This window comes from Nitrosopumilus piranensis, from assembly GCF_000875775.1.
In the GTDB taxonomy this organism is placed as follows: Archaea; Thermoproteota; Nitrososphaeria; order Nitrososphaerales; family Nitrosopumilaceae; genus Nitrosopumilus; species Nitrosopumilus piranensis.
In genome coordinates this window covers 580,613-600,740 of sequence record NZ_CP010868.1, presented here as the reverse complement: position 1 = coordinate 600,740, position 20,128 = coordinate 580,613, and the positions used below count along the sequence as shown (strand labels likewise).

At 32.5% G+C, this 20,128-nt stretch carries 22 protein-coding genes and 1 tRNA gene; 15 read left to right on the top strand and 8 right to left on the bottom strand.

Going from position 1 to position 20,128, the window contains the following annotated elements:
• Window positions 1-21: 21 nt before the first annotated feature.
• Genes mvk through NPIRD3C_RS03520 form a run of 6 tightly spaced genes read left to right on the top strand, consistent with a single transcriptional unit; the run spans window position 22 to window position 5,953 of the window.
• On the top strand, window positions 22-963 hold the full coding sequence (gene mvk, locus NPIRD3C_RS03545) for a mevalonate kinase (protein WP_148702860.1): 942 nt from the start codon (window positions 22-24) through the stop codon (window positions 961-963).
• Window positions 964-986: 23 nt separating this feature from the next.
• A complete protein-coding gene (locus NPIRD3C_RS03540) occupies window positions 987-1,730 on the top strand; it encodes an isopentenyl phosphate kinase (protein WP_148702859.1) in 744 nt (247 codons plus the stop codon).
• Window positions 1,730-2,380, top strand: a complete 651-nt coding sequence (gene idi, locus NPIRD3C_RS03535; RefSeq protein WP_148702858.1) for an isopentenyl-diphosphate Delta-isomerase — start codon at window positions 1,730-1,732, stop codon at window positions 2,378-2,380. Before NPIRD3C_RS03540 ends, idi begins: the two co-directional genes overlap by 1 nt.
• Window positions 2,367-3,347, top strand: a complete 981-nt coding sequence (locus tag NPIRD3C_RS03530) for a polyprenyl synthetase family protein (protein WP_148702857.1) — start codon at window positions 2,367-2,369, stop codon at window positions 3,345-3,347. Before idi ends, NPIRD3C_RS03530 begins: the two co-directional genes overlap by 14 nt.
• Window positions 3,348-3,367: 20 nt before the next feature.
• Window positions 3,368-5,077, top strand: coding sequence for a glutamate--tRNA ligase (locus NPIRD3C_RS03525; RefSeq protein ID WP_148702856.1), 1,710 nt, complete (start codon window positions 3,368-3,370; stop codon window positions 5,075-5,077).
• A gap of 6 nt (window positions 5,078-5,083) precedes the next feature.
• On the top strand, window positions 5,084-5,953 hold the full coding sequence (locus tag NPIRD3C_RS03520; protein ID WP_148702855.1) for a fumarylacetoacetate hydrolase family protein: 870 nt from the start codon (window positions 5,084-5,086) through the stop codon (window positions 5,951-5,953).
• Here the strand turns inward: NPIRD3C_RS03520 and NPIRD3C_RS03515 are convergent.
• Window positions 5,945-6,721, bottom strand: a complete 777-nt coding sequence (locus NPIRD3C_RS03515; protein WP_148702854.1) for a GNAT family N-acetyltransferase — start codon at window positions 6,719-6,721, stop codon at window positions 5,945-5,947. The two genes, NPIRD3C_RS03520 and NPIRD3C_RS03515, sit on opposite strands and share 9 nt — an antisense overlap.
• A gap of 41 nt (window positions 6,722-6,762) precedes the next feature.
• On the opposite strand from NPIRD3C_RS03515, the gene NPIRD3C_RS03510 reads away from it, so the two are divergent.
• Genes NPIRD3C_RS03510 through NPIRD3C_RS03495 form a run of 4 tightly spaced genes read left to right on the top strand, consistent with a single transcriptional unit; the run spans window position 6,763 to window position 8,552 of the window.
• Window positions 6,763-7,071 carry a Rieske (2Fe-2S) protein gene (locus tag NPIRD3C_RS03510; RefSeq protein WP_148702853.1) on the top strand — a complete coding sequence of 103 codons (309 nt, stop codon included), beginning with the start codon at window positions 6,763-6,765 and terminating at the stop codon, window positions 7,069-7,071.
• Window positions 7,072-7,107: 36 nt separating this feature from the next.
• Window positions 7,108-7,377 carry a stationary phase-response protein gene (locus NPIRD3C_RS03505; protein WP_148702852.1) on the top strand — a complete coding sequence of 90 codons (270 nt, stop codon included), beginning with the start codon at window positions 7,108-7,110 and terminating at the stop codon, window positions 7,375-7,377.
• 25 nt (window positions 7,378-7,402) lie between these two features.
• Complete coding sequence (locus NPIRD3C_RS03500) at window positions 7,403-8,164, top strand: methyltransferase domain-containing protein (protein WP_148702851.1); 762 nt, start codon at window positions 7,403-7,405, stop codon at window positions 8,162-8,164.
• 40 nt (window positions 8,165-8,204) lie between these two features.
• Window positions 8,205-8,552 carry a hypothetical protein gene (locus tag NPIRD3C_RS03495; protein ID WP_148702850.1) on the top strand — a complete coding sequence of 116 codons (348 nt, stop codon included), beginning with the start codon at window positions 8,205-8,207 and terminating at the stop codon, window positions 8,550-8,552.
• Between the two features lie 653 nt (window positions 8,553-9,205).
• Here NPIRD3C_RS03495 and NPIRD3C_RS03490 read toward each other — a convergent pair.
• Window positions 9,206-10,030: a winged helix-turn-helix domain-containing protein gene (locus tag NPIRD3C_RS03490; protein WP_237087714.1), complete on the bottom strand. Its 825-nt coding sequence runs from the start codon at window positions 10,028-10,030 to the stop codon at window positions 9,206-9,208.
• Between the two features lie 19 nt (window positions 10,031-10,049).
• On the opposite strand from NPIRD3C_RS03490, the gene NPIRD3C_RS03485 reads away from it, so the two are divergent.
• Window positions 10,050-10,361 carry a hypothetical protein gene (locus NPIRD3C_RS03485; protein ID WP_148702849.1) on the top strand — a complete coding sequence of 104 codons (312 nt, stop codon included), beginning with the start codon at window positions 10,050-10,052 and terminating at the stop codon, window positions 10,359-10,361.
• Between the two features lie 59 nt (window positions 10,362-10,420).
• Here the strand turns inward: NPIRD3C_RS03485 and NPIRD3C_RS03480 are convergent, their stop codons facing one another.
• The 3 genes from NPIRD3C_RS03480 to NPIRD3C_RS03470 form a co-directional block, all read right to left on the bottom strand.
• Window positions 10,421-11,848, bottom strand: coding sequence for a hypothetical protein (locus tag NPIRD3C_RS03480; RefSeq protein ID WP_148702848.1), 1,428 nt, complete (start codon window positions 11,846-11,848; stop codon window positions 10,421-10,423).
• A gap of 326 nt (window positions 11,849-12,174) precedes the next feature.
• Window positions 12,175-12,798, bottom strand: coding sequence for a hypothetical protein (locus NPIRD3C_RS03475; protein ID WP_148702847.1), 624 nt, complete (start codon window positions 12,796-12,798; stop codon window positions 12,175-12,177).
• A gap of 221 nt (window positions 12,799-13,019) precedes the next feature.
• On the bottom strand, window positions 13,020-13,994 hold the full coding sequence (locus NPIRD3C_RS03470; RefSeq protein ID WP_148702846.1) for a phosphate/phosphite/phosphonate ABC transporter substrate-binding protein: 975 nt from the start codon (window positions 13,992-13,994) through the stop codon (window positions 13,020-13,022).
• A gap of 157 nt (window positions 13,995-14,151) precedes the next feature.
• Here NPIRD3C_RS03470 and NPIRD3C_RS03465 point away from each other — a divergent pair, with 157 nt between their 5' ends.
• Window positions 14,152-14,499, top strand: coding sequence for a hypothetical protein (locus NPIRD3C_RS03465; protein ID WP_192827865.1), 348 nt, complete (start codon window positions 14,152-14,154; stop codon window positions 14,497-14,499).
• A 291-nt stretch (window positions 14,500-14,790) separates the two neighbouring features.
• On the opposite strand, the gene NPIRD3C_RS03460 is transcribed toward NPIRD3C_RS03465, so the two are convergent.
• A complete protein-coding gene (locus NPIRD3C_RS03460; protein ID WP_148702845.1) occupies window positions 14,791-15,093 on the bottom strand; it encodes a hypothetical protein in 303 nt (100 codons plus the stop codon).
• Window positions 15,094-15,924: 831 nt separating this feature from the next.
• Between NPIRD3C_RS03460 and NPIRD3C_RS03455 the strand changes: the two genes are divergently transcribed.
• Complete coding sequence (locus NPIRD3C_RS03455; protein ID WP_148702844.1) at window positions 15,925-17,178, top strand: metal ABC transporter solute-binding protein, Zn/Mn family; 1,254 nt, start codon at window positions 15,925-15,927, stop codon at window positions 17,176-17,178.
• Window positions 17,175-17,411 carry a hypothetical protein gene (locus NPIRD3C_RS03450; RefSeq protein ID WP_148702843.1) on the top strand — a complete coding sequence of 79 codons (237 nt, stop codon included), beginning with the start codon at window positions 17,175-17,177 and terminating at the stop codon, window positions 17,409-17,411. Before NPIRD3C_RS03455 ends, NPIRD3C_RS03450 begins: the two co-directional genes overlap by 4 nt.
• 456 nt (window positions 17,412-17,867) lie before the next feature.
• On the opposite strand, the gene NPIRD3C_RS03445 is transcribed toward NPIRD3C_RS03450, so the two are convergent.
• Window positions 17,868-17,939 (bottom strand) — tRNA-His (locus tag NPIRD3C_RS03445).
• A gap of 280 nt (window positions 17,940-18,219) precedes the next feature.
• On the opposite strand from NPIRD3C_RS03445, the gene NPIRD3C_RS03440 reads away from it, so the two are divergent.
• Window positions 18,220-19,242 (top strand): magnesium transporter CorA family protein, encoded by a 1,023-nt coding sequence (locus NPIRD3C_RS03440; protein WP_148702842.1) that lies wholly within the window; start codon window positions 18,220-18,222, stop codon window positions 19,240-19,242.
• A 9-nt stretch (window positions 19,243-19,251) separates the two neighbouring features.
• Here NPIRD3C_RS03440 and NPIRD3C_RS03435 read toward each other — a convergent pair whose 3' ends face one another.
• Entirely contained in the window at window positions 19,252-20,037 is a 786-nt protein-coding gene (locus tag NPIRD3C_RS03435) for a hypothetical protein (protein WP_148702841.1), read from the bottom strand.
• Window positions 20,038-20,128 lie beyond the last annotated feature (91 nt).

Sequence of the window (20,128 nt, the reverse complement as noted above, 5' to 3'; positions counted from 1 at the left end):
TCAGAATCTTAAAGTGTTTACTTGAAATCTAAAGCATCTGCTCCAGGCAAAGTCATTCTTTTTGGAGAACATTTTGTAGTTTACGGAGTTAAAGCAATTCTTTGTGCAATTGATAAACGAATCACAGTTACTGCTGAAAAAATTAGTGAAAGAAAGATTTTCATAAAATCTAACATAGGAGAACTTGAAATACAACCAAACAAATTAATTTCAGAAATTAATTCTCCGCTAAAGCCATTTTATTATTTGGCAAATAAAATAATTCAAAATAAAAATTTTGGACTCAAAATTAATGTTGACTCAGAAATTCCATTAGGTGTAGGTTTAGGTTCATCATCTGCATGTTGTGTAGCAGGGGCTGCAGCAATTTCAAAATTGGTTGGAGATATCTCAAAAGAGGAAATTCTAAAACTTGCAATAGAGGCTGAAAAAACAATTTTTGAAAATACATCTGGTGCAGACTGTACTGTATGCACTTTTGGAGGCTTGATGGAATATGACAAGAAAAATGGATTCTCCAAAATAGAGTCTGAACCTAATTTTCATCTAGTTATTGTAAATTCAAATGTAGAACACTCAACAGAAAGTGTTGTTGGAGAAGTAAAAAAATACAAAGAGAATAACAAAGAAAAATTTTCAAAATTGTGTGAAGATGAATCAGTTCTTGTTGAAAATGTTTTAGAAATGTTAAAAGAAAATAATGTCAAAGGGTTAGGTCAAAAAATAATTCAAAATCAAAAATTTCTAGAGACAATTGGAATTTCAAACAATAAACTCAGAGATATGATTCAAATTGGAAATAAATCATCATTTGGGGCAAAAATTACAGGAGCAGGTGGAGGTGGATGTATTTTTGCACTTACAGATGAATCAAACTTAGAAGATACCATAAAAAAGTTCAAAGAAAAAAAATACGAATGTTTTTCTGTGAAGATTGATTTCAAAGGACTGGATACTTTTTAATTATATAGGTAGTTTGGAACAATATGATTCTCATAAAATTAGGCGGTTCAATTATCACAAATAAAGAAAAACCACTATCACCAAGAAAAAAAACAATAGATAATCTTGCAAAGAACCTAAAAAAAATCAAAGAACCCATAGTGATTGTTCATGGAGGAGGATCCTATGGGCATTATTGGTCTGTAAAATATGATATGCACACTAAAGAAAAGAAATACGATTTGAAAGGAGTTGCAATTGTAAAAAACTCCATGATAGAACTAAACAAAATAATTTTAGATTCATTTTTAAAAAATAAATTAAATCCATATTGTCTTCCACCTACTGATTTTATGACAGGAAACAAACCTATTATAAAAAAGGTAAGAGAGATTGAAAAAATTGCAAAATCAGGCTTGATTCCAGTGACTTTTGGGGATGCATTATGGTATGGCCAAAACAAGACATTCATTTTATCAGGAGATAAAATAATGACACATCTTGCAAAAACTCTAAAACCTAAGATTTGTATTTTTGCATTAAATGAAGACGGAGTGTATTCAGATCTAAAATCTAAGAAATTAATTCATGAATTAAAAGGAGAACACCCATCAATTTCAGAAAATAAGATGGACGTAACAGGCGGAATGACTAGAAAGATACAAGAAGCATCCAAGATTTCAAAAATGGGAATGAATGTATTTTTTGTTAACGGGAACAAACCTAAAAGAATAGTGAAAGCGGTTAAAAATAGGAAATTTGAAGGGACATTGTTTAGAGGAAAATAATGGCTGAAGAATTTGTTATCTTAGTTGATGAAAACGATAATCCAATTGGAAAAGAAGAGAAAGTAAAATGTCATTTACCAAAGGGAAAACTACACAGAGCATTTACTGCATTACTATTTGATGATGAAGGAAGATTGGTTCTTACAAGAAGAGCGAAGGAAAAAATGTTATGGCCAGGAGATTGGGATGGAACATTTGCAAGTCATCCTAGAGAATCTGAAACATATGTCTCATCTGGAGAGAGAAGAATGCCAGAAGAATTAGGAATTGAAGGTAAATTAGATTATTTACACAAATTTGAGTATCATGTACCCTACAAGGATGTAGGTTCAGAAAATGAAATCTGTGGAACCCTGATTGCAATTATTGATAAATCCACTGAATTAAAAAAAATTGAAGGAGAGATAGATGAAATAAAATGGATTTCATCTACTGAATTACTCTCGGAAATTAAGAAAAACCCTCAGATTTATTGTCCATGGATGCTAATCGCATTAGAGTTACTTGACAAATCGGATAAATCCATGCTAGAAAAGCATGCAAATATTTTATCTACATGGATGACTAGTGATGTTCATGAGGGGTTGCAAAGTGCAATCAAAACTCATTTGCCACAAGAAAAATGGAGATTAGTAAATGCAAAAAACTAAGCAAATTGAAAAAAATGCAAAAATTGTAAACAAATTTCTTAAATCAAAATTAAAAGGAAATCCAAAAAAACTCTATGATGCTGCAGGTCATCTAATTATTCACGGTGGAAAAAGACTCAGACCATACATGGTAATTAGAAGTTGCCAAATTTTAGGTGGGAAAGTAAGTGATGCAATGCCAGCTGCTAGTGCAGTAGAAATGGTTCATAATTTTACTTTAGTCCATGATGACATAATGGACAATGATGAAATGCGTCATGGAGTTCCAACAACACATAGAAAATATGGAATGCCAATTGCAATTCTTGCAGGAGATGTATTATTTTCAAAAGCATATCAGGTAATTTCTGATACAAAATTATCACCTACTGCAACAACACATATTATTTCAAGACTTGCAAAAGCATGTGTTGATGTTTGTGAAGGACAACTGCTAGATGTGAAAATGGCCGAAGAGAAGAAAATCCCAACACAGTCACAATACATTACAATGATTGGAAAGAAAACAGCAGCACTTTTTGATGTCTCGTGTTCAATGGGAGCAATATGTGCAACAAGTAAAGATAAAGATATTTCAAATCTTTCTTCATTTGGAAGGAATTTGGGAATCGCATTTCAAATTACTGATGATCTGATTGGGGTAATGGGAGATCCAAAAATTACTAAAAAACCAGTAGGAAATGATCTAAGGGAAGGCAAAAAATCGCTTCCAATCTTAATGGCAATAAAGCTTGCAAAAGGTAAAGATAAAAAAATTATTTTAAAGGCATTTGGAAATTCTAAAATTTCAAGAAATGATCTCAGTAAGGCAGTAGAGGTAATTCGTTCTCTTGGAATTGAGGAAAGTGTTCGAAAACAGGCACTAAAATACGCTGAAAAAGCTGAAAAATCGCTATCAAAATACTCTGGTTCGGCAAAAAATGAACTTATTGCACTATTAGATTTCGTAGTTAAGAGAAGTGTCTAGACACCATTAGGTAGATTACAATGGATGAAGAAATTAGAAAAGAAATTAGAAAAATGGCGCTCCAAAATGCCTTTGAACACGGAGGTCAAACTCAAGATAAAATAATTTTGGGAAAAATTCTTGGAACAAAACCAGAGTTTAGAACAAAAGTAAAAGAAATCTCAGAAGACATATCAGAGATTGTTGCATCTGTGAATCAATTATCATTAGATAAGCAACAAAAAGAAATGGAAAAAAATTTTCCAGAAGCATTAGCTCCTAAAGAAAAAATAGAAGAAAGGGAAGGATTACCAGAATTAAAAGATGCAGTACAAGGAAAAGTTATTACGCGATTTCCTCCAGAACCAAATGGCTATCCACATATTGGACACGCAAAAGCTGCAATAATTAATTCAGAATATGCAAAGATGTACGGAGGGAAATTCATTCTTAGAATGGATGATACAAATCCAGAAGCTGAGAGAATGGAATATCATGCAGCAATAAAGGTAGGATTAGAATGGCTTGGAATAAAATTTGATCAAGTAAAAAATACTTCAGATGATATGGAATTATTTTATGAAAAAGGAATTGAGTTGATTAATTCTGGAAAAGCATATGTCTGTACTTGTAAAAGAGAAGACATCAGTAAAAACAGAAGAGAAAGAAAAGCTTGTAAATGTAGTATGGAAGATATTGAGAAGAATAATAAAAATTGGGAAAAGATGGAAAATAAATTCAAACCTGGAGAAGCTATAGTAAGATTCCGAGGAGATATGAAAGCAGATAATGCAGTTATGAGAGATCCTGTGCTGTTACGAATTATCGATGAAAAACATTACACAGTAGGGGACAAATACAGAATTTGGCCTAGTTATGATTTTGCAGTAGCAATTGAAGATAGCATTGATGGTGTTACACATGCTTTTCGTTCAAAAGAATTTGAATTAAGAAAAGAGCTAATTGATGCTATTTTAGATGCTTTAGACATGAGAAAACCACAACAAGGCTTTTTTTCCAGGCTCGAATTCAAAGGAATGCCCATATCAAAGAGGATAATCAAGCCTTTGATTGAAGAAGGAAAAGTTTCATGGTATGACGATCCTAGACTACCAACCTTAGAAGCACTAAGAAGAAGAGGAATCAAACCAGAAGCGATTAGAAAATTTATCATGTCTTTAGGACTAACTAAAGCAAATACACTTGCACCATTTGATGCTCTTGAAGCATTTAATCGAAAATTTGTAGACGCAGACAGCATTAGACTGTTTATGGTAAAAAATGCCAAGAAATTAAAAATAAAAAATTTACCAATTTCAGCAATTGAGATTCCTAATCATCCAATAAATGATATGGGTAAAAGAAAAATCGAAATTACTGAAGATTTTTACATTTCGGGAGATGATGCACAGACAATTAACGAGCAGGCATCGATTAGACTTTTAGGATTAGGTAATGTTTTGATCACAAAAATAAGTGATGAATTTGAAGGGGAATTTGTTGGAGAAGGTGATTCATCTAACATACCAAAAATTCAATGGGTTCCTCAAAAAACAGCTCATGAAATTAAAATGGTTATTCCAAAAATTTTGTTTAATGGTGAAGAGTTCAATGAAAATAGTTTAGAGGAATTAGACGTTTATACAGAACCTCATTATCTACAATTAAAAGAAGGAGAAGAGATTCAGTTTGTTAGATTTGGATATTGTAGAAAAGATTCACAAAATCAAGCAATTTTTACACACAAGTGATCAATGATGAAAATAGCACGATTGTCACATGAAAATAATGAGACATATGGATTTGTGAAAGAGGATAAAGTTGCAACAAAAGATGAGATAACTTACCTTACTGGGGTTCCAATTCCACATAACGTCAAAGATTTTCTTTTTGATGGATGGTTTGATGAAATTAAAAATAAAATTCAAGATTTACCGTATAAAGAAAACCTATCCAAATTCAAATTGCTACCACCAATTCCAAATCCAAATAAAATAATTTGTTTGGCCTTCAATTATGTAGATCATGCTAAAGAACAGGGATTAACTGCGCCTGAAGATCCTGCAATTGTCATAAAACCAAGAACCGCTCTTAGGGGAAATGACTCCTATATTGAATGCCCAGATTTTGTAACACAGCTAGATTATGAGGTAGAATTAGCATTGATAATTGGAAAAAATTGTAAAAATGTAAGTGTAGAAGAGGCATCAAAGGTAATTTTTGGATACATGGTATTCAATGATGTCTCAGCTAGAGATATTCAGTTTAAAGATAAGCAGTTCACAAGAGGAAAGAGTTTTGATTCGTTTGCACCATGTGGACCATGGATTACAACTGTTGATGAGATTCAAGATGTTCAAAATCTAAAACTAACAACAAAAATCAATGGGGAACTAAGACAAAATTCTTCTACAAGCAATATGTTCATAAAGATACCAGAAATAATTTCAAAGATTTCTAAAGTAATGACATTAGAAAAAGGAGATATAATCTCTACAGGTACCCCCGCGGGAGTAATGCTAAACAAACCAAATGCAGTATTTCTAAAAGATGGAGATAAGGTTGAGATGGAAATTGAGGGTTTAGGGGTTTTAAACAATACAATAAAAGTTGTAAAATCAGTCTAGTTGTTTTTTTAGCAAATGAAATGATAATTTATGTTCTAAGAGATTGCAGTTAGATAATTTTTCCCTAGTCAAAATCTGAATTCTACTGTAATTATTTTGTGCAGCAAAATTTTGTAAAAAAAGTATTATTTGTAATGTACTTTTTTTATATCCTGAAAATAAACTGACAATTAGAGTATTATCAAAATGCTCAGAATCAGTTAGAATTGCAGTGGAAACTTTACCATCAATTTTGGATTGAATTATTTTATTTTGTTTAGAAAATTCAGACACCACATCATCATCAATTGGAAACCATCTCCAAGATTTCACATAATGAGTACAGACATTACAATCTAGAGATTTTGCAAAAATAATATCAAAATTTGAGTTTTTTTTAGGCTCAAGTGAGTAAAAATTCCAAGTTTGGTAAATTTTGTATTGTAATGATTTTGCCATAGAGAGTGAAATCAAATTTTCAGTATCAATTAACATTAGGGATAGTAAGAAATTATTCTGTTTACCCAACAATTCAATATGTTGTACTAGTTGAGAGGCAATTTTTTGTTTTCGAGAATTTGGATCTACTCTAATTCCTTCTATCCAAATTTGATCTTTTGAAAATAGTGCATGACAAATGCCAACAGGAGATTGTTTTTCAAAAACAAACAACAATCCTTCAGATAACCAAAAATCCCAAACATGTTCAACATAATCTCCCCAAGAAAAAGTATTTTGGCAAAATTTTAAAACTTGATGTTTATCTGAAGGCTTTGCGTTTCTAATCATGTATACGAAAAAATATTAAGCATTATCAGATAAAAACCTCAATGGGAAAAATTATTGCAGGAAAAACATCAGATATTCCTCCTGGAAAAATGATCAAAGTATCGATTGATGGAAGAGATGTTTTAGTTGCAAATATTGATGGAGAATATTTTGCTACAGATGATTCATGTACTCATTCGGGTGCAAGTCTTTCAGAAGGCAAATTAGATGGATGTGTCATTACATGTGGATGGCACGCGGCAGAGTTTGATTGTAAGACAGGAAAATTAGTTAAATTCCCAGCAAAAATTAGAGATTTAACATCATACAACGTTGTGGTAGAATCCGATAGCGTATTTGTAGAGATGTAACTATATACTTCTAATTTTTAATAAAAGGTGGAAAAAATGGCTGACGAAAAACAAAATAAAGAATCAATGAAAGAGGCAATTGAAACATTAAATCAGATCATATCAAGTAGTTCAACTCCAAAAACAATAAAGAAATCCATTACTGATCTAATTACTGACTTGAATAATGAAGAATATTCGTTATCAGTAAGAGCTGCAAATACAATTAGTTTGTTAGATGATGTTACGCAGGATCCCAACATGCCTTCTTATGTTAGAACTCAGTTATGGCAAGCAGTTTCAAAATTAGAAAGCATAAGAGAATAAATTCTCGTTTTTAAAATAAATATTATTGAAAATTGACGAATATCTAGAAACACTTCCTGAAAATGTACTTAGTGGGGAAGATGTACAATTACCAGAAAAATCTCTAAAAGATATTTTCAAATTTGTTAAACTCAAAAAAGATGATATTTTTTATCATTTAGGTTGTGGAGATGAAAAAGGAGTAGAAATTGCAGTAAATGAATTTGGAGTAAAAAAAGCAGTTGGCATAGATTATAATTCTGACAAAATTAAAAAGGCTAAAAAAAATCTTGAAGAAAAAAAGATTCAAGTTGAATTAATCTGCCAAGATATTTTAAATGCAGATATCTCAGATGCAACAGTAATTCTATTTTGGTTCACAGATGAAAATGTGACAAACCAGATGTTAAAAAAATTTGAAAATCTGAAACCAGAAACAAAAATAGTTACTATTTGGGGTCCCCTTCCCGATTGTATTCCAGATAAAGTAGAATTTCCATATATCATTAACAAAGTTCCATTCAAAAAAGCAAAAAGCATGCAAGAGCAATTACTAGCAATATTTGGTGTGAAATGTGTTGATTTTGTTACAGCATGGGAATTTGCAGAAAGATACACAAAAGCAATTGGATCACCAGAAATCAAAAATGATAGATTTCTTACAATAATTCAGACTCTAGTTATATGGATCAATGCAAAAAAATTAGGAGTTGCTTGTGGAGATGACATTCCAGAATCGATTCAAACATACATCAAGCTCATGAAAATGAATTTTGATATAGATTTTGAACCCATGTTAAAAGAATAATTCCTGTAATCCTTTTATTTTGTTTGCACATAAATCAATCATGGATGAAAGAATGCACATTAATGTATCAGCAGTTGATTATGATAAAACAAGTAAGGCACTTACAAGACAATTATCGCTTTTAGAAGAAATGGTTCATGGGGAAGAAGATTTTGTGATGACAGACTCTGAATTTGCCTTTGGATGGCATTTTTTTGTTCTAAGTGTAAACAAGTCACTTGTTCAAAAATTAGTGGATATGATGGGCTCTGATTTTGAAAAATTAAAGGGAAAAGGCACTGAAAAGAAGTTTTTAACATGGTTGACTAATAATCTAGAAAACAAATCACCCAGATTCAAACTTGCCATAAAAGAAGAGATGGAATCAAGTAAATTTGGAATATTTTAGTCAGTGTAAGAGATAGTTTTCTCAAATAAGAATATGTTGGCAACAAGACATGATCATATTTTGTAATAGTAAAAACTAATGAAATAATGGAAAGATTATAAGAGTTTTTTAGAATCTTTGATGACATCAAACAAAAATGTGAGATTTTCAGCTATTTGCAATTTATATGGCCAATTATGATTTCAAAAACGTCGTGATGATATCAGACAGCTGTTTTCCTTAGAAGAAACAAAAGAACAATTGAATCATGGAAATCACATGCAGAGATCAAAGACAAGGTTGGTAAACCTCGATACTCAGTTACATCATATGAGAAAATTAGGAGAATGACTTTTCCTATTGATGAGGAACATTTACTCTTCATCAGCATGGATAACAGGGACGAGGAAGTAGAATTATTCAAAAGCATCAATATAAAAAATATCTCAAGATTATTGGATATAGGACCTACAAAATTATAATTGCTGCTAATTGTTAAAACGACTTTTCGACCTTAAAAAGAAATTATGAAAATGATAGAGAACTCTTGAGGTGACTTTTCAAATTAGTTCAAGGCCCTCATTATTTTAGGCGTAAAAATGACTGGATCACATACCAATAATCGTTTTACAAACATCCCCAGAAACTAGCGAAATTACTGATTGTAACACAAATCAATTGACAGATTCATCTGGTTTCTGAAATGATTGAATCACGTTATTAAAAAATACAAATGACAATACTGCTCCCGCACCTGCAAGTACAGATAACATGATTACAAAATCAGTTCCTGCCAATCCTGAAACGCCAGTGTAAGGATCCAGATACGGAGTTCCAGAGCCTGCTCCAGGGTTTGACACCACTGAATCTACCTTTGTCTTTGCCAAGTAAAGCGATTCATCCATAGAGTTTGCAAGGCCAGTTCCAGGGATTTTGATAGGCAAACTAAACTGAGAGTACCAGCTCTGTATTGGCTCTAATAGTCTACTTTCAGCAGACATTACAATTACAGACATTGCAGTTATTGCAGAGGCAACTCCCATTCCAAATACTTTGGATATTGAATGAAAAGAACGCAACAGTAGTTTGCTTTGTTTTGTTTTCTCTGTAATTTTTGAAGGAGTAATTACAATTGCAAGCTTTGATGCCTTGTAGTAGTTCATGTCACGTGCCTTTGAGTTTTTCTCAGTTTTTGATACACATACAAGCTCAATTTGTTGCATTTTTTCTAGATAGTGTTTAACTAGTTGCAATGACATGTTTGTTTTTTGAGCAATCTCATTTGCAGTTAGTTCATCATCAAATAACAAATTCAAAATAGAAATGCTTGACTTGTTTGAAATTACTTTGGCTAGAATTTTCATTTTTTCATCATCTAATGAGAAAATATTTACAGCATCTACAGGTTTTGAAGTCTCATTGCTCATAGGTGTATAATATAGGACATTATAGTATGTAAGGATTAGTAAAACAAAAATTTCATCAAACCCTTTATGCAAAAATCACCTAAGTAATTCAATGAGTGGAAAAAAGATAATCATGACAGGAGTGATGTTAAGTGTTTTGATATTGCCTTCTGTTAGCAGCCTTGCATTTGCACAATACCTGCCATCTTCTGCAAATACTGGACTTGAAGATTACATCAAGCTTTCAGAAGACAGAGTAAGAATTGCAAATGAGAACCCCAGTACAGGTTCTGGGACTCCAATGTTTGCAGCAGACGGAGTGCTTGGTGCTCTTATACTGTCTACAGGCGTGTTTGGCGGAATTGCCACTGCCTTTTTTGTAAGGGGTCGCAAGGGAAAATATGCTGCAATGGGAAGAGGATAATCTCTTCTTCCAATTTTTTTATAGTTAATTCTACATACACAAAGGCTGAAATTCTTTCATCATCTAGCAACTGCCTCATATCCAGTACGTCCCATGTTTAATCTAACTTCAACATACGGGTCTTGTTCGTAAAAAGATACAAGGTCTTTCATGCTTTGCTCAAATTCATTTTCAAGATTTTTCAAGTCATGGATTTTGTTTTTCAGAAGAGTTTCTTTTTGAGATTCATATCTTTCTCTTATCTCACCAATTTTTATGCTAAGTTCTTTTTGTGACATTCCTGAACGCTGAGTATAATCAAGAGTTACGTTTTTTTCATCACGTTTTGATTCAGCTAATGCATCATCATATTTTTTATCATACAGTTTTTTTAGTTCTATCTTCTTTTCTTCATATTCTTTTTTCATTTCCCATATTTGCAAATTTACTTCTTCAGTTCTCTGAGAGTTATCTTTATTCTCAATGCTGGTTGCTACATAGTCATCAACACTGTGAAATTCTGCCAGTCCTTGCTCTATCCAGTATTTTGCAGTATCATCAAGTATGCAGGAATATTTCTGAGTTTCAATGTTAAATATTACTACAAACCCATCATTACATTTTGTAAGTGGCGTAACAGGTTCTTGATCAAACTGATTTTGTCCATCTCCTGTAATCTCACCCATTCCATGACGTACCCACATCTCTGCAGTAGAACCGCTTACACAAACATAGTCATCTGCATGAAATCTATACACTACAACATGTCCATCCCTACATTTGGTATGAGGATTTGTTTGGCTAAGATCCTCCCAAGACACTACATCATCAGGGTTTGCCTCCAAATAGGCAGGGTTTGTCCTGTAATCCTCATAGTATTTTCGTAGTTGTTCGCCAGTTATAGGAGAGTCAGTGAATTGGCCTTCTTTATCAAAGAGAATTTGTTGTGAATAATATGCCAAGTTATGATTTACATTAAACTGGGAATTTGTTTCGATAAGTTCTATTCTTTTAGTTTCAGCTGCTGTAAAATATGCTTGAAGTGCATCTTGTCTGGAACCTCCATCAGCAAGTACTTCTTTGAATGCATCTCTTCCTGCCTTGACCTTTTGTTCCTTGAATTCAAACTGATCCCAAAAAACATTTTGCACTTGAGAATCAGGAATCTTGTCTACAAATCTATCAAATGCATTGTAAGAGGAAAAATACTCCCATAATTTTTCCCATTCTGCAAGATCTTGATTTAGTATTTGAAGAGAATGTGCTCTTTTTTCCTCCAACTCTTTTTGTGTTTTCAGTTTTTCATAGTTTCTTTGCTCAAGATCAGCAATCCATTTTTTTGTCTGCTCTATCTTTTTTAGAATATCTTGTGCAACAGGATTGCTTTGAAGATCACCTGACAACGTTGTTTGATTACTTGTCGCAACTGATTCCTGTGCAAATGCAGGACTTGCTGCAAAAAACAATGCAAACGCAACACTAATGACAAGAATTTTCACGCCCACCATAAAAAAACCGACATGGTTTTTCCTTATAATAGGCACTGATAAATTGTTAGTAAAAATGGCAATTTTTACGCACAAAGTAATGATAAAGTCGGGTCAAAATTGACCCAACCTAGGTTAGGGTAGGGTCTGATACAAGATGAATGACTCCCATCAATTGTATAATGATATCAGGCAAATATCACATAAAAGCCAGACGTAGAAATTATTCATACAAATCATAAGAATATCCTAAATACTATTTTACAAAACAATACATAATTGGAACTGTCACCAAGAAACTAAACGTTTTTGGTCTTAAGTTCTAATTATTTTGGAATGATGATATTTTATTTTTGTACATAGTTTTCATTTTCTAACTCGGCAAATTCTTTACAGTCGTATTTTTCTATTTTGGATACTAAATCCTCTTGAGGAAGTTCAAACTGGTGAACTTTTTGATAGTAACAATGAAAATCCATATTTTTCATCACATTGTTTTCATCAAAAAATAAATTCATTCTAACAAGATAACCATCTTCACTTCCTGAAAAGTAAGATATGTGATCATCTCTCAGAGAGGTCCGTGCATTTTCATATTGCATATGAAATGCCTTAACCTCAGGAGTGTTTTTGAATAGTTCAATTACTTTATGTTTATCATTTACTTTTTCTTGTTCATTTATACACTCATGCATTCGGGTTATCCAAGCGTCTGCAACATCCTCACTTGGAAATTCAGGGTAAAAATGATTCAGATTTTCACAATCCATATTAAGAAATTCTTGGGCAGATGGAATGGTAAAAAGAGTGTCATTTATCATCTTAGTTTCTTCGGGTTTTGAGATATCCCCAATTAGATGCATTATACCATAAAATACAAAGAGAATCAAAACGGCAATACCAACATTTCTTGCAAATTTTTTCTTGTATTCAGGACCAACAGGAGTGAAAAAATAATTAAAATTATTCATACTAATCTAATGCAAAATCACCATAATTAGTTATAATTTTCACCATACTTTTAGACGGAAGGTCAAAAGTGAGGGCCTTCGAGGTGACTTGTCAAATTAGTTCAAGTCCCTTGCTGTTTTAGGTGTGAAAATGGCTTGGTTTACACGGTAAATACTGTTTACCGGGTATTGGCCACATGTAAAATAATTATTTTAGAGTAATAATGCATCCTATCAAAATTTCAGATAGCTGGTATCTGGGTACTTGCAAGAGCACTATCTAATGCTGCCAAGTGTGCATGATGATTAACTGGTGTAAAGTCTGTAGCGCCAAATAATGCTTTTTCTAACAGATCTGGTCTTTCAGACTTCATATCTAGTATAGCTTTTTCAAACTTTGTAATAATCTCAGGACTTACCAGGTCTGCACGATATGTAATTCCATGAGTAGGTACAGGTCCTTGTCTCTCTATGACTTTGATCTGGCTTAGTTCTTCAGGTGTAAGATAACGATATTTGGCATGATCTCCTCCTGCTGCGATATCTACTTGGCCTTCAATCAGTGCATTGAGTGATTGTTGGTATCCACCGCTAAACAAAACATTGCTGAAAAATGTATCAGCCCCATCTCCTGATTTTATCAATCCCCTATCTACAAGCTTTGACATTGGGAACAAATATCCACTAGTTGATGTTGGACCTGAAAATGCAACGTTCTTTCCTTTTGCATCTTCTAGTTTGTTGATGCCACTATCCTTCTTTACCCAAAATTCACTCCAGTAAAACGTGTCTAGTTTTTCGCCTCCAGCGCTTTTAAAGGGACGAACTTCGGCCATAAACAACAATGTCTTTTCGTCACTTCTTTCATAGGCAAACTCTGCTGGTCGTGCACTCATAAACGCAATTTGTGTATCACCAGTCACAATTGATTCAACAGTTGTGGTTGCATCTGTTGGAAAGAAAACTTCTGTTTCAATACCAAGTTTTTCTGTGAAATATTCTTCTAGCATCTGAGATTGCAGTTCAAACACCATAGGATCTTCATTTGGCATAACTCCTATTGTAATTTTCTTGATTTCGTCAGAAGTACTTTGACTGGTTACAACATTACTTGAATTGTCCTCTGAAAAACCATTAATTGAAAACCCAACTGCCAAACCTGCTGCAGCTGCAACAATTACAGAAATTACTAAAATGGGTTTTGTTGAACTATTCACAAATACAAAATGTTTTTGACTTTGTTATTAACCAATACAAAATTTTACAATCATGTTTTAATTTTTTAAAACAGGATAAGATATGTTTTAAAATAATATTCTATATTTATGGAATTACTAATTTTCTTATATCATAGTTTTTTTCAGAAATTTTTGCTTGCGAAAAAAACTGCGTCCTTTACTGGTAGAAAAATATGATATTTCACATAAGGTTTTCAATGAATTAGCAGATTTAGAATCACGACACATCTTATTTTCAATAATTAATGAGCCAAAAATGATTCAAGATATTTCAAAAGAGTTGAATATTCCGCTTAGTTCAACATACAAAAAAATTAGTAAGCTGAAAGATTGTTCACTAGTGTCAGAGACACATGGTTTTTCTGAAACAGGACATGTTGTGACATGGTATCAAAGTAGAATTACGAATGCAAAGATTAGCATTGCGAATTTCGAACTGAATCTTTCATTTGTAAAGAACCGCAAGGTGAAAGGAGATAGGTAATCTAGCAACTCTGAAAGTTTGTATTTTTTGTGGAGGTGTTTTTAGCATATACCCTATGATGAAATCAAAAGATTGTTGTCCTAAATGTAAAGGACATTTAGTTCCATGAGAGTTGGCTTGTAGAGGGATTTGTGAAAGATATCGTTCTGAATACAGAAGATATGGAAAAGGTATCAAAAGATGCACTAGTTGTGATACATATCTAGAATATGATGGAGTTTACTGCCCATGTTGTAGAACCCAACTTCGTGGAAAAAGAAAAAGTAAATGACTAGATAAAAAATTACATTGTCATTTTGACAGCACTGACAAAATTGGCATTGCGTCCCATTGGTAAAGATAATAATTCAAAACTCCAGAACAAATTTGTTCGTATTTTTTGAAAAACTCTTTTGCCTCAACTTCCGTAGCCTCAAAAACTGCCATTGAAGAGTATCCCTCATCAAATCCCCCAGACCACATCACTCTTCCTTGGACCTGCCACTCATCTACAAGTTCAGTCACTTGTGGTGCAATCATTTCCAAGTCCAATGGCTTTGTATCATCTCTGATTTGACTTACAAGAATCCAAGGCTTTGTTTCTTGTTGACTCATAGCAAAGATTGGATGGTTAATGTATTAAAGATGCAGATTAATTTACGATTTTAAAATACGAAGAGAAAATTTTAGACATCTATAATATTTAGACAAACTAAATTTGAATGGTCCTTGCATGTTGTGTCTTACAATTCCTTTGCAAGTATGGAAGGACTAGGAAAATTGGAATACGATAGTTATTCATCCTGACCGACCATGGAGTATTACTATTGGCATGTTTTGGTCAACATTCAGTTTTCCAATGATTCTTTTTTTTCAATTCAAATGAATGAGTGTTATTACATATCAAATAATGTTTTACAAGTATAGTTTGAATCCTATAAGACTTGAACTAATCTAGTCCGTTAAAGGGACTTGTGATTTTAGTTCAAGACTTAAACTCCATTGCGGGGTTAAAGTTTTATCTTGATGCCCGACATTCTCACATGAGGAATTGTCATTTTAGTTCAAATCTCGCTTAATGATTAACTTGCCCAATACTCGTAAAACGGACATTGGTCTGTGAACCAAACTTTGTCTACATAAACGGTTCAAGCCTTTACGGAATTGAACTTTCAAACAATTTTTCTAGTTTGAACTATTCTTAATGCAGAATTCTTTTTGTCCTTGATCATTTAGAACAATATGACAATCACAGCTTGGACATTTTACAATCTTTGACATGATAGTTTTTTGAAATTTTCAATATTTATTGGATTTCCCACGATTAATAATATGAAAAATTAGTTATTAAACTTCTTAATAATTTTTAATAACTTTTTTTCTTTTTGTATATACGGAGTTATTAAAAATTTACAGATTTATTAATAACATTAGAAAAATGCAGGCATGAAAAATTCAAAAATCCCAATAATTGGAGCAATAATTGCTGCTACTTTGATTTCTCTGATTGCAGTGTTTGCATCATCTGAAGATAAAGTAATTCCAACAGAAGAAAAATTCTTGGTATACACTACATTTTACCCATTACAACAATTCACTCAAAATGTTGCTGGAGATGCAGCAGAGGTTAGAACACTTATCCCATCAAATGGTGATCCTCACGCATTTGAGTTAGGGCCAAAAACAATTGTTGATTTGACTAAAGCAGATATGCTAGTTTACAATGGTGCTGATTTTGAACCATTTATTGATGAAATCAAATCCGTATCTGACTTTTCACATCTTGTACTAGTTGATTCTTCTGAAGGAATTACTCTTCTAGAAGGAGAAGAACATGATCATGGTACTCATAGTACAGATGAAGAACATGATGAGCATACTGAAGAATTCTTAGAAGAAATTACACACATAATTGAAGAATTTGAACATGGTCACATTAATGAATCACAGACAATCAAATCTATCGAACAAATACTCTATGAACATGAAGGAGACGGACACGAACATGGGTCAAACATTCTTGAAGATATTGAGATACTATTACATGAAATCAAAGAAGGACACATTGAAGGTCCGGAAGGAATAGAAGAAATACATCATCTAGTTTCTGGCAAAGACATTCATGATGAAAAACATGAAGATACACATGATGAAGAATTAGAGTTGGATCATGTTTATGATCCACACATTTGGCTTGATCCGTTATTGGCAAAAAAACAGGTAATGAACATCGCTTTCCACATGGCTGAATCTGATCCTGATAATTCAGAAATATATTTTAGCAATGCTAAAGCTTATTCTGACCAATTAGACACACTGGATCAAGAAATAAGAACAGAATTGTCTTCCTGCAAAAAGGACACGTTTGTACCATTTCATAATGCATTCTCGTATTTTGCAGAGAGATACAACCTTCACACCCTTGCAGTAATACAGGAGTTCAGCCCTGAAACTCCTGTAACTGCAAAGGATATTGAAGAACTCATTCATTTTGCTGAAGACAACGACATCAAGTATTTCTTTACAGAAGAAAACAGAAATGCAAAACTAGCTGAAAGATTAGCCTCTGAATTAGGTGGCGATATTCTATTGTTTAGTCCATTAGAGTCTCTTTCAAAACAAGATAGTCTCGACACGACATACTTTGAAAAAATGAAAGCAAACATGGATAATCTGAAAATAGCATTAGAGTGCTCTTGACCACTCATATTCCAAATCCTAAAGACTGGAAAATTTTAGGAGTAATTAACAATCACCTAACATGGCTTGCAATCAAACCTCAAGCTCAAGTTTTTGTATTTCAATGTCATACGCATCTGGAAACGTATCATTTTGAGAAAGGAGCAAGAATTTCTTTTAGATCTGGAGACAAAGGACAAGAGATACACATAGAACCAGAAAAAGCATTGACAAAAAGGACTGCAGTTGCATAATGCCATATCCTGGAGAAGAAGATAATCGCATGATTGCCTTGTTACATTTGTTGGTTCACAAGAGAGTCATAACAAAACAAGAGGCAACCGATTTGTTTCGGAATGGAAAACGACCTATCACTGAAAAAATGAGAAAAACTAAATACATTTGGGATTGATTTAACGCCTATCTACGTCTATTTTTATCCACATAGTGGTTGAATCTCCATGAAGTTGAATCTTTCAAAAATTATTTCTCATTAACCAATACTCGGTAAACAGTATTTGACGTGCAAACCAACTACTAAAACCCACATGGGGAATGCCTAATTGATTCAAATCCCTATGATTATATTTTTAATAAAAAATCAGAATAGAGACAGATTATCTAAATCATCTCTACCTGTATCGTTTTCGTATCTGCCTGACAACATAGCCAAATGTTACCCGTGTTGGGGTATTAAACTAAGTTGTAAGGGCCCTCGAGGGGAATCGAACTCCTGTCCGAGGATCCACAATCCTCTATACTAACCACTGTACTACGAAGGCCACAAATTAGAAAAAAAGAGTATCCAGTAATAATCTTTGATTTTTTATGAAAATCAGACTGTAGATTTATTATTAACCATATGAAATTTCTATTATGAGATTTTGGTGGATTGCAATGGCCATTACAATCGGACTAACATATTACGGTGGAATGTATTTACTTCCATACAAGTAATGGAGCCTAAAATTTTAGTATAATTTTCAATTTCAGGGTAATTAGAGATTTCATACAAACTGATAACGATCGCTTTAAATTTGTTGTATCAGGTTATTTTTCGACATGAGAAAGGGATTCATCTCAAATCGATTACGCTCAGGTAGAAAATCCATAGAGAGTTCTATCAAGAAAAAAACTGAGACCATACAAGCAGAGAAATTTGTATGGACTGACTTACAGAATCCAGATCGAAATGATGTGGAAGAACTAGCTGCAAAATACAATTTCAATGCTCTAAACATTGAAGACTGTATGACTAAATTTGAACTCCCAAAATTAGATAGTTATGATGACCATTTCTTCGTAATTCTTCATTTTCCACCACTTAGCCAAAAAGTAGGAATTTCAAAAAATAGTCAATTATCAATATTTGTAGGAAAGGATTTTCTAGTAACAATTCATCAGGGAGATCTCAAACCACTTGTGGAATTAGTAGATATTTGTAAATCAAATTCAGATGAACAAAGAAAAAACAAAATATTACAAAAATCTTCAGGGCTATTACTTCATGAAATTATAGATGTGTTAGTAGATGATCTTTTACACACCTCTAGAAAGATTATTGCTAATTTAGATGAAATTGAAGACAGGGTGTTTGATGAAACAAAACCAGTAGCAAGAAGTATTGCGTTACTTAGGAGAGAGATTAACAGACTAAGAAGAATAGCTAACCCCCTAAAGAAATTTGTTTTAGAGATTACAAAAAATGTAAAAAGGTTTTCTGAAAGAGACGAAGAGAATCTTTCATTATACTTTGATGATGTAATTGATCACATTGACAAAGTAATTGAAACACTAGAAGAATCAAGAGAAACAATGGAGATTTACAAAGATACTGATTTTGTATTAAGTACAGAAAAAACAAACAAAGTACTTGCAGTTTTAACCATCATATTTACACTAGCAATTCCTGCAACAGTTATCGGAACATTTTATGGAATGAATGTAAATTTACCAGGAGGGGTTGGAGATAATCTAATGTTCTTAGGACCATTTACAACTTTCATAATTGTAATTCTTGCATCAGCAATTCCAGCAATTTTGATGTTTACATATTTCAAAAAATTAGGCTGGATCAATAACTAAAACAATAACCTACAATTTTTCATGCAGGTTTACTTTAACCTTAGTTAATGACTGCTCTAAATTGTCAGGGATTATTATTAGAAGACCAGAATTATTTCCCACATTATTACATTCTCCACTAAAACTCTGATAATTCTGGGCAGAACATTCATCACCAGAATAATAATGAAATGTTTCAGAATTTAGATAATGTTCTAACTGTTTTTCTGAATTTACAAAATAAACATCAAACCATGAATTTTTATCATTTATTGAAACAGAGAATTCATAGGAAGTAGATTCGTGAGAAGTACAAATTGGTATAAACTGGACATATGATTCAGACGCAGTCTGCTTTTCAATACCCATATTTGGTAAAATTGTGATATACGGATCATCATTTAATTGAGCACCTTTTACAAATTCGATTTTATTACGAAGAGAATCAATTGCTAATCTATACAACATAGGTTTCCAACTTGATTCACAGTTACTGAATTCATGTTTTAATTCCACGTAAGATTTTCCATTTTGAGATTGTAGTTGATTAGAATTATAGTTAATTAAAGAAGTAATATCAGAAGGATCTGTAGAATACACATTTTGATCAGAATTTGAATTCGACCAAACATTTGTTATATCAAATAAAATATTTCCAGGATAACTATTCCATTCCTCTTGAAGATGTACATAAATTGAATATTTGTTAATATCTTGTTCATAAGGTAATCCAAAAATTAGATGACCAAAAAAGGCATTTGTAAAAATTAAAACAAATGCAAAAATTGGGAGAACAACATAAAGAATTCTTTTCATAAAATCACCAAGGGTTTAAAAAAACAGAGAGTTTGACTCTAATATTTGATTCCAAAAGAATAGAGTTTTAATATGAATTTAAAAAATTTCA

What these genes read in the sequence shown, in the direction of transcription:
- NPIRD3C_RS03480 (WP_148702848.1), bottom strand. Translation starts at nt 11,848, where the DNA reads ATGGTGGGCGTGAAAATTCTTGTCATTAGTGTTGCGTTTGCATTGTTT.
- NPIRD3C_RS03460 (WP_148702845.1), bottom strand. Translation starts at nt 15,093, where the DNA reads ATGAGTCAACAAGAAACAAAGCCTTGGATTCTTGTAAGTCAAATCAGA.
- NPIRD3C_RS03515 (WP_148702854.1), bottom strand. Translation starts at nt 6,721, where the DNA reads ATGATTAGAAACGCAAAGCCTTCAGATAAACATCAAGTTTTAAAATTT.
- NPIRD3C_RS03485 (WP_148702849.1), top strand. Translation starts at nt 10,050, where the DNA reads ATGAGTGGAAAAAAGATAATCATGACAGGAGTGATGTTAAGTGTTTTG.
- NPIRD3C_RS03435 (WP_148702841.1), bottom strand. Translation starts at nt 20,037, where the DNA reads ATGAAAAGAATTCTTTATGTTGTTCTCCCAATTTTTGCATTTGTTTTA.
- NPIRD3C_RS03540 (WP_148702859.1), top strand. Translation starts at nt 987, where the DNA reads ATGATTCTCATAAAATTAGGCGGTTCAATTATCACAAATAAAGAAAAA.
- NPIRD3C_RS03510 (WP_148702853.1), top strand. Translation starts at nt 6,763, where the DNA reads ATGGGAAAAATTATTGCAGGAAAAACATCAGATATTCCTCCTGGAAAA.
- NPIRD3C_RS03530 (WP_148702857.1), top strand. Translation starts at nt 2,367, where the DNA reads ATGCAAAAAACTAAGCAAATTGAAAAAAATGCAAAAATTGTAAACAAA.
- idi (WP_148702858.1), top strand. Translation starts at nt 1,730, where the DNA reads ATGGCTGAAGAATTTGTTATCTTAGTTGATGAAAACGATAATCCAATT.
- NPIRD3C_RS03505 (WP_148702852.1), top strand. Translation starts at nt 7,108, where the DNA reads ATGGCTGACGAAAAACAAAATAAAGAATCAATGAAAGAGGCAATTGAA.
- NPIRD3C_RS03520 (WP_148702855.1), top strand. Translation starts at nt 5,084, where the DNA reads ATGAAAATAGCACGATTGTCACATGAAAATAATGAGACATATGGATTT.
- NPIRD3C_RS03525 (WP_148702856.1), top strand. Translation starts at nt 3,368, where the DNA reads ATGGATGAAGAAATTAGAAAAGAAATTAGAAAAATGGCGCTCCAAAAT.
- NPIRD3C_RS03475 (WP_148702847.1), bottom strand. Translation starts at nt 12,798, where the DNA reads ATGAATAATTTTAATTATTTTTTCACTCCTGTTGGTCCTGAATACAAG.
- NPIRD3C_RS03440 (WP_148702842.1), top strand. Translation starts at nt 18,220, where the DNA reads ATGAGAAAGGGATTCATCTCAAATCGATTACGCTCAGGTAGAAAATCC.
- NPIRD3C_RS03455 (WP_148702844.1), top strand. Translation starts at nt 15,925, where the DNA reads ATGAAAAATTCAAAAATCCCAATAATTGGAGCAATAATTGCTGCTACT.
- NPIRD3C_RS03495 (WP_148702850.1), top strand. Translation starts at nt 8,205, where the DNA reads ATGGATGAAAGAATGCACATTAATGTATCAGCAGTTGATTATGATAAA.